The sequence below is a fragment of the Streptomyces sp. NPDC051105 genome, from assembly GCF_040682795.1.
Classification (GTDB): domain Bacteria; phylum Actinomycetota; class Actinomycetes; order Streptomycetales; family Streptomycetaceae; genus Streptomyces.
Map to the genome: position 1 here is coordinate 51,227 of NZ_JBFBBR010000018.1, position 13,128 is coordinate 64,354.

At 69.6% G+C, this 13,128-nt stretch carries 14 protein-coding genes and 2 pseudogenes; 11 read left to right on the top strand and 5 right to left on the bottom strand.

Going from position 1 to position 13,128, the window contains the following annotated elements; genetic code table 11:
* Nucleotides 1-44: 44 nt before the first annotated feature.
* Nucleotides 45-737, bottom strand: coding sequence for an NAD(P)-binding domain-containing protein (locus AB0N16_RS34460; protein ID WP_365803691.1), 693 nt, complete (start codon nt 735-737; stop codon nt 45-47).
* Nucleotides 738-811: 74 nt separating this feature from the next.
* Between AB0N16_RS34460 and AB0N16_RS34465 the strand changes: the two genes are divergently transcribed.
* Nucleotides 812-1,183, top strand: a complete 372-nt coding sequence (locus AB0N16_RS34465; protein ID WP_365803693.1) for a helix-turn-helix domain-containing protein — start codon at nt 812-814, stop codon at nt 1,181-1,183.
* Here AB0N16_RS34465 and AB0N16_RS34470 read toward each other — a convergent pair.
* Nucleotides 1,175-1,378, bottom strand: a pseudogene (locus tag AB0N16_RS34470) (transposase); the annotation flags it as partial. The gene AB0N16_RS34465 and the pseudogene AB0N16_RS34470 overlap by 9 nt on opposite strands.
* Nucleotides 1,379-1,460: 82 nt before the next feature.
* Here AB0N16_RS34470 and AB0N16_RS34475 point away from each other — a divergent pair.
* The 4 genes from AB0N16_RS34475 (at nt 1,461) to AB0N16_RS34490 (ending at nt 5,067) form a co-directional block, all read left to right on the top strand.
* A complete protein-coding gene (locus AB0N16_RS34475; RefSeq protein ID WP_365803695.1) occupies nt 1,461-1,673 on the top strand; it encodes a hypothetical protein in 213 nt (70 codons plus the stop codon).
* A gap of 629 nt (nt 1,674-2,302) precedes the next feature.
* Nucleotides 2,303-3,277 carry a zinc-dependent alcohol dehydrogenase family protein gene (locus AB0N16_RS34480; protein WP_365803697.1) on the top strand — a complete coding sequence of 325 codons (975 nt, stop codon included), beginning with the start codon at nt 2,303-2,305 and terminating at the stop codon, nt 3,275-3,277.
* Between the two features lie 110 nt (nt 3,278-3,387).
* Nucleotides 3,388-4,014 carry an NAD(P)-binding domain-containing protein gene (locus AB0N16_RS34485; RefSeq protein ID WP_365803699.1) on the top strand — a complete coding sequence of 209 codons (627 nt, stop codon included), beginning with the start codon at nt 3,388-3,390 and terminating at the stop codon, nt 4,012-4,014.
* Nucleotides 4,015-4,059: 45 nt separating this feature from the next.
* Nucleotides 4,060-5,067 carry a zinc-binding dehydrogenase gene (locus AB0N16_RS34490; protein ID WP_365803701.1) on the top strand — a complete coding sequence of 336 codons (1,008 nt, stop codon included), beginning with the start codon at nt 4,060-4,062 and terminating at the stop codon, nt 5,065-5,067.
* A gap of 136 nt (nt 5,068-5,203) precedes the next feature.
* Here the strand turns inward: AB0N16_RS34490 and AB0N16_RS34495 are convergent, their stop codons facing one another.
* A complete protein-coding gene (locus AB0N16_RS34495; protein ID WP_365803703.1) occupies nt 5,204-5,839 on the bottom strand; it encodes a TetR/AcrR family transcriptional regulator in 636 nt (211 codons plus the stop codon).
* A gap of 351 nt (nt 5,840-6,190) precedes the next feature.
* Nucleotides 6,191-6,724, bottom strand: coding sequence for a MarR family winged helix-turn-helix transcriptional regulator (locus AB0N16_RS34500; RefSeq protein ID WP_365803705.1), 534 nt, complete (start codon nt 6,722-6,724; stop codon nt 6,191-6,193).
* Nucleotides 6,725-6,811: 87 nt separating this feature from the next.
* Between AB0N16_RS34500 and AB0N16_RS34505 the strand changes: the two genes are divergently transcribed.
* The 6 genes and pseudogenes from AB0N16_RS34505 (at nt 6,812) to AB0N16_RS34530 (ending at nt 12,303) form a co-directional block, all read left to right on the top strand.
* Nucleotides 6,812-7,720 (top strand): alcohol dehydrogenase catalytic domain-containing protein, encoded by a 909-nt coding sequence (locus AB0N16_RS34505; RefSeq protein ID WP_365803707.1) that lies wholly within the window; start codon nt 6,812-6,814, stop codon nt 7,718-7,720.
* A 46-nt stretch (nt 7,721-7,766) separates the two neighbouring features.
* On the top strand, nt 7,767-8,150 hold the full coding sequence (locus AB0N16_RS34510) for a limonene-1,2-epoxide hydrolase family protein (protein ID WP_365803709.1): 384 nt from the start codon (nt 7,767-7,769) through the stop codon (nt 8,148-8,150).
* 158 nt (nt 8,151-8,308) lie between these two features.
* Nucleotides 8,309-8,608 carry a hypothetical protein gene (locus tag AB0N16_RS34515; RefSeq protein WP_365803711.1) on the top strand — a complete coding sequence of 100 codons (300 nt, stop codon included), beginning with the start codon at nt 8,309-8,311 and terminating at the stop codon, nt 8,606-8,608.
* A 21-nt stretch (nt 8,609-8,629) separates the two neighbouring features.
* Nucleotides 8,630-9,433, top strand: a pseudogene (locus AB0N16_RS34520) (hypothetical protein); the annotation flags it as partial.
* Between the two features lie 412 nt (nt 9,434-9,845).
* Entirely contained in the window at nt 9,846-11,360 is a 1,515-nt protein-coding gene (locus AB0N16_RS34525; protein ID WP_365803713.1) for a hypothetical protein, read from the top strand.
* Between the two features lie 4 nt (nt 11,361-11,364).
* Nucleotides 11,365-12,303 carry a lysylphosphatidylglycerol synthase domain-containing protein gene (locus tag AB0N16_RS34530; RefSeq protein WP_365803715.1) on the top strand — a complete coding sequence of 313 codons (939 nt, stop codon included), beginning with the start codon at nt 11,365-11,367 and terminating at the stop codon, nt 12,301-12,303.
* Nucleotides 12,304-12,353: 50 nt separating this feature from the next.
* Here AB0N16_RS34530 and AB0N16_RS34535 read toward each other — a convergent pair whose 3' ends face one another.
* The gene (locus AB0N16_RS34535; protein ID WP_365803717.1) at nt 12,354-13,100 is read right to left on the bottom strand and encodes a response regulator transcription factor; all 747 of its coding nucleotides are present in this window, start codon (nt 13,098-13,100) and stop codon (nt 12,354-12,356) included.
* Nucleotides 13,101-13,128: the final 28 nt, after the last annotated feature.

Below are 13,128 nucleotides of genomic sequence, written 5' to 3' on the forward strand. Positions count from 1 at the left end.
GTGCCGCATGTCGCTACTGGTCCGGTCCGACCTAAAGCACAAGCTTAGAACTCCTGACGAAAAGCCTCTTCGGCGGTTTGTGGTTCCTCGTCTCCCGGTCCGGCGGCATAGGCCAGCGGGGGTGCGATGGCTTGGGCATCGGCTCCCTCGCCGACCCATAGCCCGATGAAGAGTGCCGCGGTCGCTTCCAGGAGTCCCGCTCGTTCGAGAGAGCCGCCGGCCACGGGTTCGCAGCCGACATCCCGCACCAACTGGTGCACAAGTGCGAGAGCCCTTTCGTCGTCGCCGCAGACCGGAACAGCCAGTCGCCGCCCGTCAAAGATGGGCGGCGACATACGCCACACATCCTCATGGCAGAGATTGAACGCCTTGACCACATGAGATCCCGGTGCCGCCGCGGCCAGTTGCTGTGCGGCTGAGAGGCCGCTCTGGGTCAGCAGCCGGAAGCCCTGACCGACTGGATTGGAACAGTCGATCAGCACTTTGCGGTCCAGGACCGCTCGCAGTTCCCGCACCACGCTCGTCCCTGTGCCGAAGGGCAGCGCGGACAGCACTACCTGACCGAACTCGGCCGCCGCACGCAGATCGGCGGGCTTCGCGCTGCCCCCGAGGCGCGTCGCGAGCCGCTCCGCCTTGTGCATGTCCCGTCCTCCGATGGCCACGTCGTGCCCGGACCGGACCCAGTGCGTGGCGAGCGCGTCCGCCATGTTGCCCGTGCCTAGTACGCCGATTCTCATCACGGATTTCCTCCCAGGGCCTGCTTGGCTCGTTCCCAAAGACGCTAGAGGGTCTGTCAGGCACCATTTGGTACGTGACGACCGACACCTTCCTCTCCGACTGCCGTGCACGCCTGGCCTTCGACCTCCTGTCCAACACCTGGAACGCCGTGGTGCTCTGGGCCCTGCGCGACGGTCCCAGGCGTCCGGTCGAACTACGCGAGCAGATCGGGGGGATCAGCTCCAAAGTCCTCACCGAGACGCTGCGGCGCTTGCAGTCCAACGGACTGGTGGACCGGCGGGCACACCCTGGAGCGCCACCGCGCGTTGAGTACCAACTCACGGCCCTGGGACGGACTTTGCTGGCACCCATTGACGCTGTGGGAGCATGGGCCTTCGAGCATGGTGATGAGGTCATGGCAGCCCAGGAAGCCGAATGCGCCGCCGCCCAGTGCCCTTCAGAGTGAGCGCAGACGTCTCCAGCAGATGAGTGCGCAGCCGAGGGTGAGGAGGGCTTCGTGGATGTCATCCCGTATCTCCCACCGGATGCGCAGGCGGCGGAACCAGTGCAGGTGGGCGAACGCGCGCTCAGCGACCCAGCGTTGGGTGCCCAGGCCGGAGCCGTGCTCGGTGCCGTGGCGGGCGGTCAGCGGCTTCACGCCCAGATCCCAGACCATGCGGACACGTATGTCCGGTTTCGGGATCCAGCGCCGGGAGGGTGGCCACGGGATCTGTGATTCGCGCATGACACCGGGACACCCGGCCAGCACCCGCTACCAAGCGGCGATCTCGCAGCGCACGCTCACCGCCGCCTACCGCAAGGCCGACTACTTCGCCCGCAACGTCCGCACCATCCAGGTCCTCATCGACCGCGACTCCACCCTCTGGCCGTCACTCGCGACACCTGGTGGGGCGTGGGCGCCCAGGCAGGCGTCCTCACCATCGAGGTCGAAGTGATCTGCTCGGATCGGGGCGGGCGGAGCGATTGGTAACCCACCCGGCCGTCGGCACGCTGCCCGGCTTCTGGAGGACCATCCGGAATGTTCTGCCCCGCTGTACCGGCCCATGGGGGTGCACAACGGGGGAACAGCGGGGGCGGCCGATCCGTCATCGCGCTTCGCCAAAGACCGCGGACTTGGTTCGATCGGGTACTCAGAGCGTGCACGCGGCGGCTGCGACGCCCATGGAGTCGGCGAGGGGCGTGACGCGGCAGAAGGAGTATGGGCCACAGGGTCTGCTAACCCAGCTGCGAGCCCGGGCAGGGCGAGTGCCTCTTCGGTTGCAGCGCCCCGGTTCGGGTTCTTTACTAGTAGGTACAAATCGCACTGAACCGGGCGGTCCATGAGGTGGCGTGGCGGAGCATTCCGTCGTCGACGCGGGCGTCACAAGGTGGGCGCGCATGGGCTGCCGCGTGTCGGCCTGCTGTGCTCTTTGCAGGTCTCGGGATGAGCTGCATCGAGGAAGAAGTAGACATTCTGGGAGATATTGACCGTAAGGTCGGCAGGGTGGCTGCTCGACCGGGATCGGTGTGGCTATAGCCCGTCGGTTCGTCGCCGAAGGCTCCACCGTGCAAGGAGTCGTGTCCCATGCTCGCCATTCACCTCACTCAGTTCGGGGAGCCGGAGAAGTGCCTGAAGGTGGTTGACGTGCCCGAGCCCCCGGCTCCCACCGCCGGACAGGCGCTGGTCCAGGTCGAGTACGCCCCGCTCGACCACCACGACCTTCTCCTGGCGCAAGGTGTGTACCCCGTACGCCCCGAGCTGCCGACGGCCATCGGGAACGAGGGCGTCGGGACGGTCGTCTCCGTAGGGCCCGGTGTCATGGAGGTCAGCCCCGGTGAGAGGGTCCTGCTTCCCTTCGGCGTCTTTTCCTGGTCCGAGCGGGTGGTGGCCGAGGCGGCAGATCTGACCGTCGTGGACAAGTCCATCAGTCTTGAACAGGCAGCGATGCTCACCATCAATCCCGTCAGCGCGGGGCTCCTGGTCGGCCTGCGTGACCTTGCGGCCGGTTCCTGGGTGGTGCAGAACGCGGCCAACAGCGGTGTGGGCCGGTCTGTCATCGTGTTCGCCAAGGAACGAGGGCTGCGCACGATCAACATCGTTCGCCGCGCGGAACTCGTGAGCGAACTCCGTGATCTCGGCGCCGACATCGTGGTGGTCGACTCCGCGGATGCCGGCGCGCGCGTGCGGGAAGCCATCGGCTCCGATCCGGTGCTCCTCGGCCTTGACGGTGTCAGCGGACCGGCGACCGCACTCTTGCTGGACGTACTGACCGGCGGCGCCCTGCTGGCGATCTACGGGTATCTGAGCGGCCGGCCGTTCACGCCCGATCCGGACGTGTTGAGAACGAAGAACATCACCACGACGGAATTCTGGATGTACCAGGACGAGCTCCTTCCCCGGCTTCCGGCACTGAACGCGGAGTCCGCGCGGCTGGTCTCCGAGGGAAGACTCGTCCTGCCCTCCGCGCCCGTCTACAAGGCGGGGGATTTTCCCGAGGCGCTCGCGTATTTCCGAGAGAAGGGCAAGGTCCTCCTGGACTTCGACCCGCATCGCGCGTAGGCGCCGCCGCACCTGCCGCCGAGGCCGGGATCGCCCCGGCAGGAAGCGGCCGGAGCCCGATCACACAGCCGCTGCCGGGGCGCCGGCACGACCCCCGACACAAACCAAGGATGGGCAGCATGGCCGCACAGAGCACTATCGGCATTCTCGGCGCGGGAGAGATCGGCCGGGCCGTCGCCGACAAGGCCGTCCGTTACGGACATGAGGTACTCATCGGCAACAGCCGGGGCCCGGAGACACTCAAGGCGGTCGTGGAGCAGCTGGGGCCGAAGGCCCACGCCGTGACAGCCGAGGAGGCGGCGCAGCCGGACCTCGTCTTCCTCGCGGTGCCGTTCGCCGCAGTGCCCGACCTGACCAGCCTCACCGACTGGTCCGGGAAGACGGTCGTCGACACGACGAACCCGTTCGCGGCGGCCAACCCCTGGCGGGGCCGGTACGACGTCGGTGACCTCACGGGCAGCGAATGGGTCGCCGAGCGCCTTCCCGGAGCGCGGATCGTGAAGGCGTTCAACAGCCTGTTCGCCGCGTTCATCGCCGCGGACCCCCAGCACGAGGAAGGCCGTCAGGTGGTCTTCTACGCGGGCGACGACGCCGACGCGAAGGCGGCCGTGGCCAACTTGCTCGACGAATTCGGATTCGCCGCGCTGGACCTCGGCGGTCTACGGGAGGGAGGCCGGCTGATGCAGCTGGACGGAGCACTCAGCGCGAAGCACCTGCTGCTCATGGACGTCGGCTGACGCCCCGGCCAAGCCGCATGCACACCAGCGCACAGGAGGACGATCATGAACCGTCGTGTCGTCTGCACCCGCGGCGGCTTGCCCGCCGACGTCCTGACCGTCATCGAGGAGCCCGAGCCGGAAGCGCCTGCGCACGGTCAGGTCCTCATCCGCACCACGGCCTTCCCCATCCACCGTGGTGATCTCCTGGCCGTCGCGGCCTACCCCGGAACGGCACCTGAGCCGGTTCCAGTCGGTGTCGAGGCCACCGGCATGGTGGAGGCCATCGGCCCGGATACGGGCGTGGCTCCGCGCGTCGAGGTCGGCGGCCGTGTAACCGTCTTTCCCCTGCCGGTGGGATGGTCACAGTGGATCCTGGCGGACGCTGCGACTGTCGTCCCCGTGCCTGATGAGCTGTCGGACGAGGTCGCCGCGCAGATGCTGACGAACCCGCTCACCGCGGTGATGCTGCGCCGTGAGGCGGAGCAGCACCTGGCCTTGGGGTACGACGGGTATTTGGTGCAGGCCGCCGCCGGCTCGTCGGTCGGGCGGCTGGTAACGGGCGTGATGCAGTACCACAACGTGGGGCTGGTCAACGTCGTCCGCAGTGACCGCGGTGCCGCCGAGCTGCGCAAGCGGTTCCCGGACGTCCCAGTCGTGGCGACAGAGAATCCGGGCTGGGCCGACGAGGTCCGCAAGGCAGCCGGCGGCCGCCCGCTCAGTGTGGCCTTCGACCCTGTCGGCGGAAAGCTGACGGAAAGCCTTCTAGACCTGTTGGCGCCGGGCGGCAGGCTGGTCATTTACGGGGAACTCGCCGAGGAGCCGATCTCGGTGCATGCGTCGACGCTGCTCTACCAGTCGTTGACGGTGCGGGGCGCGAACCTGGGCCGGTGGTTGTTGGAGGCATCCGCCGAGAGGCGGGCATCGGACGCGGTCGCCGCGACGCTGATCGCGCTGGCGTTCAAGGACCAGTTCGACGTGGCCGCTACGTATGACCTCGGCGAGCTGGCCACCGCCGTGCAGCACGCGGTGCAGCCCGGCAAGGTCGGCACCGTCCTCATCCGCCCCTGGTAGCCACTGGTAGCCCCTCATCGAAGGCGGCTTGCGCGCGATGGCCAGGCGGCGCCCGTGACGCCTGGCGGGGCAAGGCCTCCACAAAATGCGGCCCCATGGCACTGAAAACCCAAGGGCCGTCCAGCTCAGGACCGGGTCACAGCGCTGAACGGTCCTCCCGCCGATCCGGTGCCGGCTCGTTCGTGGACACGCGGGGAAGAAGGGCCAAGGCCTGCTCGGCAGCCTCCATGACAACCTCCGCTGCGGCTCCCGCCCTGCCCAGGGCCTCCAGTCCCCGCAGCACAGCCAGGAGAAGGCTGGCGAGCGCGTCCGTGTCCGCTTCAGTATCCAGCGAGCCCTCCTCCTGGGCCCGGGCGATGCAGTCCGACAGCTCGCCGTGCATGCCGCTGACGGTGGCCGCTGTCCGCTCGGCGACGGTCTTGTCGACGGCGCCGAGTTCCGTGGCGCTCCTGGCCATCATGCAGCCGCGCCGCTCCACGTCCCTGCTGATCGCTTCGGAGATGTCGCACACAAAGCGTTCCAGCTGCGCGAGGGCCGGTCCCGGGCCGCGCAGAGCCGAACGCCAGGCTCCGATCGCGTCACTGTTGTAGCTGTCCAGCGCCTGCAGGAAGAGGGCGTGTTTGTCTCCGAAGGCCCCGTACAGGCTTCCGCGTCCCAAGCCCGTGACGGCGCTCAGATCGTCGATGGAGGTTCGGTCGTAACCGTGGGACCAGAACTGGTCGCGAGCAGCCCGAACAACTTCCTCGTCGTCAAACTGCCGAGGCCGGGACATGAGGAAACTGTACGCCGTGTACGGGACATTGCGGGGATAAGGCAGGGGTGACCCGGATGCCTCGCCCCGCGAGTTCGGCGGCCCAGGTGCGGGCCAGGTTGCAACTCGGCCAGAGACCGGCTGAGGTCCAGCGCGCCGGCACGAGGCAACTACGCCCTCACCGACGGCGGAGTCCTCCGCCGCCCTACCGCACGGACCGCATGGTTCAGATGGCTTTGTGCCTATGGGCAAAGAACTCTCAGCTGGGCGCTGCAACCGGAGGGGTACTCGCCTGCGGAGTGTCGACCTCTGGATCGTCTGGCGTGTGATCTATCGGGTGGTCTCTAGGTCAAACCCGGCGCCCGCCGCCGGTCACTCCGCCCCGGGCGGCTGCCAGTCCACCGGCGGTGGCAGCGTGCCGTTCGCGATTATGTTCGCGTAGACGCTCTCCAGCGCCTGGCTGAGCGGCCCGACAAGCTCGCGTGGCAAGCCGTCGAAGAACAGGCGACGCACGAGTTCCACGTGTCCCAGGGCCGCGGCCTCGAGCACCTTCCGGCCGTGTTGGGTCAGACTCACCTCGGTCACGCGCCGGTCGTTCGCGGACAGGCTGCAGCTCACCAGTTCCCGCTTGGTCATCCGCCGCACGTGGTGCGACACCCGGCTGCGCTCCCAGCCGATCTGCGCGGCCAGCACCGTGATCGGCATCGGGCCCCCGTCGGCGACGCTCAGGGCCGTCAGGACGTCGTAATCCGGCAGGGACAGATCGCTGTCGGACTGCAGCTGGCGATTCATCTCGTAGGTCAGCCGCAGCTGAACCCGGATGTACGCCAGCCAGGCTCGTTGCTGTGCGCCGTCGAGCCAGCCGCCCTCGGGCACCGCCGCACCACCGTTGGCATTGCGTGACATATCACCTATGCTTTCTGTCCAGCACCACCGTCGCGGCGTGCCGCTTCCACATCATCTCGCGCGGACCGCCAGGAGCAGGAGGTACCGATGCCATACGCGACAGTGCTCACCGGATACGGATCGCCCGAGAAGCTCGTGTGGTCGGAAGTCGCCCTGCCCGCACCCGGGCCTGGCCAGATCAGGATGCGCGTACACGCGGCGGGAGTCGGCCCGACCGACCTGAAGATCCGGCGCGGCGACCTCCGAGAGGTCTTCCCGCTGCCCGACCCCGCCGTTCTCGGCTTCGAGGCCGCCGGCACCGTCGACGCCCTGGGCCCTGGCGTGACTGGTGTGTCGCTGGGTGACGAGGTCGCCGCCCAGCTGCCCACGCTCGGCGGGTACGGCGAATACGCCCTCGCCTCGGCCTGGACCGTCAAACCGGCGACCGTCAGCTGGGCCGACGCCGCAGCGCTGCCCGCCTCGGCCGAAGCCGCCGTCGGCGTCCTGCGCCAGCTCGGCGTCACCTCCGGTGAGACTCTGCTCGTTCTCGGGGGCGGCGGCTCGGTCGGCGTGATCGCCACCCAACTGGCCATATCCCTGGGCCTCACGGTCTTCAGTGCCACCGGCCCGAGCGACGAGCAGTTCGCCAAGGATCTCGGCGCCATCCCGGTCCGCTACGGATCGGCGCTCCTTGCGCAGATGCGCGCGCACGTCGGCAAGGTGGACGCCGTCTTCGACGCCGGAGGCAAGGGCGGCCTCCGCGACGCTGTCGAACTCGCGGGCGGCCCCGCGCGCGTGATCACTCTCGCGGACGAGCACGCGGCCGACTTCGGCGTCACCCTCTCCGCCCCCACCCCGGACCGTGCCCCCGACGCGGTCGAGCAGACCATGCGACTACTCGCTTCCGGGCAACTCCGCCTGCGTGCCCAGCGGCTGCTGCCGATGCGGGACGCCGCGCAGGCGCACGCCCTCCTCGAAGCGGGCACAGCGCACGAAAAGCTCATCCTCACCGCTTAGCGGCCCATCGCAGTGCACTGTTCAGATCAACCGCGGGAGGAGCCAGATGGAGAGCCCGATCGAGGTAGTGCGCAGGTTTTGCGCGGCGTGGTCGGACAACGCTGGGGCCGCCGAACTGGCGGCATTTTTCACCGACGACGCCATCTACCACAACATCCCGCTGGCGCCGATCACCGGCCGGGAGGCCATCGCCGACACCATCACCTCGTTCATCCGCCCTGGCCCGCCAGGCATTGAGCACATCGAGTTCCGCGTCATCAACATCGCAGCCGACGGACCGATCGTGATGACCGAGCGGGTGGACGTCTTCAAGCTCCCTGACAAATCGTTCGAGCTGCCGGTCATGGGAACCTTCGAGGTCACCGACGGCAAGATCAACGCCTGGCGCGACTATTTCGACATGAACCAGTTCACCAGCCGGATGGGATAAGGCTGGACCTCATCAGCGCGACTCCACATTGAGCGCGTGCCAACTTGTCGGAGTGTGCGGCTGGTTGACCGCGGAGAGCTGTACAACGCGGCGAAGCTCCTGGTAGACGGGTTCACGACCAAGATCGTGAGGCCCACGCCGACCGCCAGGTCATCCATATGCACGGCGACCTCGACCATCCGGGTCACGAGGAAATCCTCCAGGCTCAGCGCCCACCCTGTTTGCGGCATGAACACCACCCAGTCGCCGTGCACTTCCTCAAGGCCGGTGCGCTGCTGGTCGAGCGCGTCCATGCCGCGCTCGACCAGACGCCGCACGCCTTCGGAGGAGATGCCTTCGACCAGGTGCTGCCCGAGCTGCTGCGCGTCCAGGATGGGCGCACGGTGCCGGGGGATGGTTCAGGGCGGCGGACGGTGGGGTGGCGGATGCCGCACGGCAGTCAGGATGCGTTCAGGTAGTCCGTGGCACGGTCGGGCCTCATGACACACGAGACATCGCATACCCCGGCGCCTTCAGCGGCCGGCGCCGCGGCGTCCTCGGGCCCCCGGGTGCGCTGGAACAAGGTGCCCGAGGCCACCGTCTACTTCTGGATCATCAAGGTGCTCTGCACGACGGTCGGGGAGGCCGCGGCCGACCTGCTCAACGAGAAGGCCGCGCTCGGCCTGGCCGGTGTGTGGGTGCTGATGAGCGCCCTGCTCGTGGTCGTCCTGGTCGTGCAGTTCCGCACCGGTGTCTACCGTGCCGGTGTGTACTGGACCGCCGTTGCGCTGATCAGCGTCGTCGGCACGCTGGTCAGCGACAACCTCACCGACAACATGGGCGTCCCGCTGGAGACCAGCACCACCGTCTTCGCGATCGTCCTCGCGGTCGTCTTCGTGGTCTGGTACCGCCGCGAGCGGACGCTGTCCATCCACAGCATCGACACCACGGGCCGTGAGTCCTTCTACTGGCTAGCCGTCCTGCTCACGTTCGCTCTCGGCACCGCCGCCGGCGACCTGGTCTCCGAGCGGGCGGACTTCGGCTACTGGCTGTCCGCGGTCCTCTTCGGCCTGGTCATCGCCGCGGTCGCCCTCGCGCACTTCGCGCTTGACCTGGACGCGGTGTGGAGCTTCTGGATCGCCTACATCCTCACCCGCCCGCTCGGAGCCTCCATCGGCGACTACCTCTCCCAGCCCACCGGTGGCGGCGGCCTGGGCCTGGGCACAGTCGTCACGAGCGCGCTGTTTTTCAGTGTCATCCTCGGTCTGGTGGTGTATCTGGCGGTGACCCGGAAGGACGTCGCGCAGCCGCAGCGAACCGCCGCCACGCCGCGTGAACAGGGACGGGGCCGACGTGCAGGATGTGTTCGGGTTGACGCTGCCAAGGTCGTTGATCGCGATCGCCTCGTCGCGGTCGCCCATAGGGAAGGACGCTCGCCCCGATCGCCGGGCGAGCGCCCTGCCGTACGACCCCACAAGGAGACCTCACCTTGATCGGCCGTGCGGACACGGTCACCGTAGTTGGCGTAGCGGACCGCGTTGGTGGGCAGCGGGCTGACGATACGTCATGGCCCCGGTCCGGGTCTGCGGCCATGGTGCCGAACACGCCGTGCCGGGCGCTTTGCGGAAAAGCCCGGAGGCGTCCTCTCACCCGTCTCTCACCCTACAAGTCGTAGTGTGGGGTGTGCTCCTACGAGCTGTAGGAGGATCCGGTTCCATGGCGTGCGGCGACGAGAGGTGCAAGATGGCCGACGGCTCGAATGCCACGAAGACCAGCGCCCCACGCACCAGTCTTCCGGCGCGCCCCGCCGAGCCTCGTCGCCTGCGCGGGGAACCCTGGCTCGCGACGGTCGCGGTCCTCTTCACGCTCGCCCAGCTCGTCCTCGTACGGCCGGATCTCGGTCTCGGCTGGGACGAGACCGTCTACGTCAGCCAGGTCAGCGGTCACGTTCCCGCCGCCTACTTCAGCGCGCCCCGCTCCCGCGGCATCTCGTTCCTGGTCGCCCCGATCGCGTCGTGGTCCGACTCCACCGTCCTGCTCCGGATCTACCTGGCCGTCCTCTCAGGCCTGGCCCTCTACTTCGCCCTGCGCGTCTGGCGAGGCCACTTCAGGCCCGGCGTCCTGGCTTTGGCCGGCGCCCTGTTCGCCTCGTTGTGGGTGACGCTGTTCTACGGCCTTCAGGCCATGCCCAACTACTGGGTCGCCATCGGCGCCCTGGCCTGCGTGGGCTGCTTCCTGCGCGCCCGCGCGAAGGCCCGCGACCGGGCGGCCTGGTGGGGGCTGTTCGCGGGCGCGGCGCTGATGGCGTGCATGCGCCCGATGGACGCGGTCTACGTCGTGCTGCCCCTGCTCGTCCTCGCCCTGCGCCGCCCGCGTCTGCTCGCCGTGCTGGTCGTGGGGCTGGTGGCGGGTGCCGGCGAGTGGGTGATCGAGGCGTACACGAGCTATGGCGGCCTCGCACAGCGCCTCTCCGACGCCTCCGCCATTCAGGGCGGCCTCGGCTGGCACCTCGCGGTCGTCGACCAGCTGCGCAGTCTCGGCGGACGTACCCTGTGCCGGCCGTGCACCGGATCGGTCCCCAACCCGGCGGTGACCCTGTGGTGGTTCGCGCTGCCGCTCCTCGCCGTCCTCGGCGCGGTGGTCGCCGTCCGCGCCCGGCGCGCGCTGCCCGTCCTGCTTCCGGGGGCGTGCGCCGTCACGGCCGCGGTCCCCTACCTGTTCCTCATCGGCTACGCGGCCCCCCGGTTCCTGCTGCCCGCCTACGCCCTGCTCGCCCTCCCGGTCGCCGAGGGCCTGGCCCACCTGGTCACCGCCCCGGCCCGCAGGGCAGGGCGCACCCTGGCTGTCGGCCTGGTGGCGGTCGGCCTGGCGGGGCATCTGGGCGTGCAGTACGTCGTCCTGGAGCACACCGTGCACAGCTCCGCCGCCTCCCGCGCCGACTGGGCCCGCACCGCCACCGCCCTCCACGCGCTCGGCGTACGGCAGCCGTGCCTGCTGAGCGGTTACGACGCAGTCCCGATCGCCTACTACACCGGTTGCGGCTCCGCGCAGACGGCAGGCCACGACGCCAGCACCAGCGTCGCCGAACTGACGCGTGCCGCCCACCGCACATCCTTCGCCGTCCTCGCCCCACCGGGGAGACGTGCACCCGCGTACGCACGCACTTGGCCCGACGAGCGGGTCGGCGTTCTCCGGGCGTACGTGGCGCCCGACGCGCAGCGGGGGAGGTGACCGCGTGTCCGCGACCGAGAGCCTGCCGGTCACCGCAGGCAGACGCCTGTACTTCCAACTGGGAATCACCCTGGTGGTGCTTGCCGCCGCCGGCGCGGTGGTTGCCGCGCACCGGGCCACGCTGGACAGCGGCACCGACCGGCTGGCCGCCGCCGACGGGGAGTGGCTGGTCCTCGCCTGCCTCGCCGCCGTCGCCACATGGGTGTGCGCGGCAGTGGCGCAGCAGGGCGCGGTGGTCGAACGCTTGCCCAGAGGGCGGCTGGTGGCGGCGCAGTTCGCGGCCGGTGCCGCCAATCACCTCCTTCCGGCGGGGGCCGGAGCGACGGTGGTCAATCTGCGGTTCCTGAGGCGGTGCGGGCTGTCCACTCGGCGCTCGGCGACCGCGCTGGCGGTGAAGGCGGTCGTGGGCGGGATCGTGCGGTGCGTGCTGGGCGTAGCGCTGCTGGTCACCTCACCCGGCACGGTCCATCTCTCGGCCCGGATCCCGCATGTGCTGGTCCTGCTGCCGGTGGCGGCCGGCGCCGTCGTCCTGGCGGTCGCGACGAGCCGCCGCCTCCGACGAGCGGTGAGCCGGGCCTTCGCCGACGTGCGCGACGTGCACCGGAGCCGGGCGCGGGCCTGGGCGCTGTGGGGCGGGTCGGTCGCGTTCGCTCTGCTGCACGCCGGGGTGGTCGTCGCCGTGGTCCATGCCATCGGTCTCGGCCTCCCCACCAGCCGGATCGTCATGGCCTACCTGGTCGCCAGTGGCGCGGCGGCACTGCTGCCCACGCCGGGCGGACTCGGATCGCTGGACGCGGCGCTCGCCTTCGCGCTCACGGCGGCCGGCGCACCGGGACCGGCGGCGGTCTCGACGGTCCTCGGCTACCGCCTGCTCACCGGGTGGCTGCCGATGGCCCCCGGGCTGCTGGTCCTGGCGCTGCTGGCCCGCCGCTCGGCACTGTGAACCGGCCGCCTGACTCTGCTCCTCCTCCCCGGTCCTGCGAGTCCGGTTTCTCAGCCCCGAGGATCCGGTTGCCGTTCCAGCCGGTACCCGTGCCTGCGCAACGTGGTGATCTCTGGCAGCCGGGTGGGCTGTTCGCTCGCCTGCGCGGCCTCGGTGAGCCTCCGCCGCAGGCTCGCCATGGTCACGTCGAGGGTCTTGGTGGAGCCGAACCAGTTCTCGTCCCACACCTCGGCCATCAGCGTCTCGCGCGAGACAGCCTCGCCGATCCGCCCGGCCAGCACCGCGAGCAGGTCGAACTCCTTGGCCCGCAGCGGGACGTCGACGCCGTGCAGTGCGCAACGCCGGGCGGGGATGTCGACGACCAGGTCGCCCAGCCGCACCGGCTTCCGGGCCGGTGCGGCCACCGCGTGCCGCCGGAGGTGCGCTCGCAGCCGGGCGAGCAGCACGGTCAGGCTGAACGGCTTGACCAGGTAGTCGTCGGCCCCCGCGTCCAGCCCTGCGATGATGTCGATGTCGTCGGTCCGTGCCGTCAGGACGACGATCAGCAGGTCGGGGAGGCGGGCCCGCAGCTGCCTGGCGACGTCCAGGCCGTCCATGTCCGGCAGACCCAGGTCCAGCAGCAGCACGTCGTACGGTGCCCGCGCTGCTTCCGCCAGCGCGCCGGCTCCGGTGCGGCACCACGTCGGAGCGTAGTCGTGGCCGCGCAGGCCGGTTTCCAGGTGGCGGCCGATGGTGTCGTCGTCCTCGACGACGAGGACGCGCAGTCGGCTGCGGTCCGGTGCGGCGGGCATGCGCATGGTCGACAGCCTAGGAGCCGCTGGGGCG

Excerpts from the sequence above, each read along its gene's own strand:
- AB0N16_RS34460 (WP_365803691.1), bottom strand. The coding sequence starts at position 737 with ATGAGAATCGGCGTACTAGGCACGGGCAACATGGCGGACGCGCTCGCC.
- AB0N16_RS34475 (WP_365803695.1), top strand. The coding sequence starts at position 1,461 with ATGACACCGGGACACCCGGCCAGCACCCGCTACCAAGCGGCGATCTCG.
- AB0N16_RS34480 (WP_365803697.1), top strand. The coding sequence starts at position 2,303 with ATGCTCGCCATTCACCTCACTCAGTTCGGGGAGCCGGAGAAGTGCCTG.
- AB0N16_RS34485 (WP_365803699.1), top strand. The coding sequence starts at position 3,388 with ATGGGCAGCATGGCCGCACAGAGCACTATCGGCATTCTCGGCGCGGGA.
- AB0N16_RS34490 (WP_365803701.1), top strand. The coding sequence starts at position 4,060 with ATGAACCGTCGTGTCGTCTGCACCCGCGGCGGCTTGCCCGCCGACGTC.
- AB0N16_RS34495 (WP_365803703.1), bottom strand. The coding sequence starts at position 5,839 with ATGTCCCGGCCTCGGCAGTTTGACGACGAGGAAGTTGTTCGGGCTGCT.
- AB0N16_RS34500 (WP_365803705.1), bottom strand. The coding sequence starts at position 6,724 with ATGTCACGCAATGCCAACGGTGGTGCGGCGGTGCCCGAGGGCGGCTGG.
- AB0N16_RS34505 (WP_365803707.1), top strand. The coding sequence starts at position 6,812 with ATGCCATACGCGACAGTGCTCACCGGATACGGATCGCCCGAGAAGCTC.
- AB0N16_RS34510 (WP_365803709.1), top strand. The coding sequence starts at position 7,767 with ATGGAGAGCCCGATCGAGGTAGTGCGCAGGTTTTGCGCGGCGTGGTCG.
- AB0N16_RS34515 (WP_365803711.1), top strand. The coding sequence starts at position 8,309 with ATGCACGGCGACCTCGACCATCCGGGTCACGAGGAAATCCTCCAGGCT.
- AB0N16_RS34525 (WP_365803713.1), top strand. The coding sequence starts at position 9,846 with ATGGCGTGCGGCGACGAGAGGTGCAAGATGGCCGACGGCTCGAATGCC.
- AB0N16_RS34535 (WP_365803717.1), bottom strand. The coding sequence starts at position 13,100 with ATGCGCATGCCCGCCGCACCGGACCGCAGCCGACTGCGCGTCCTCGTC.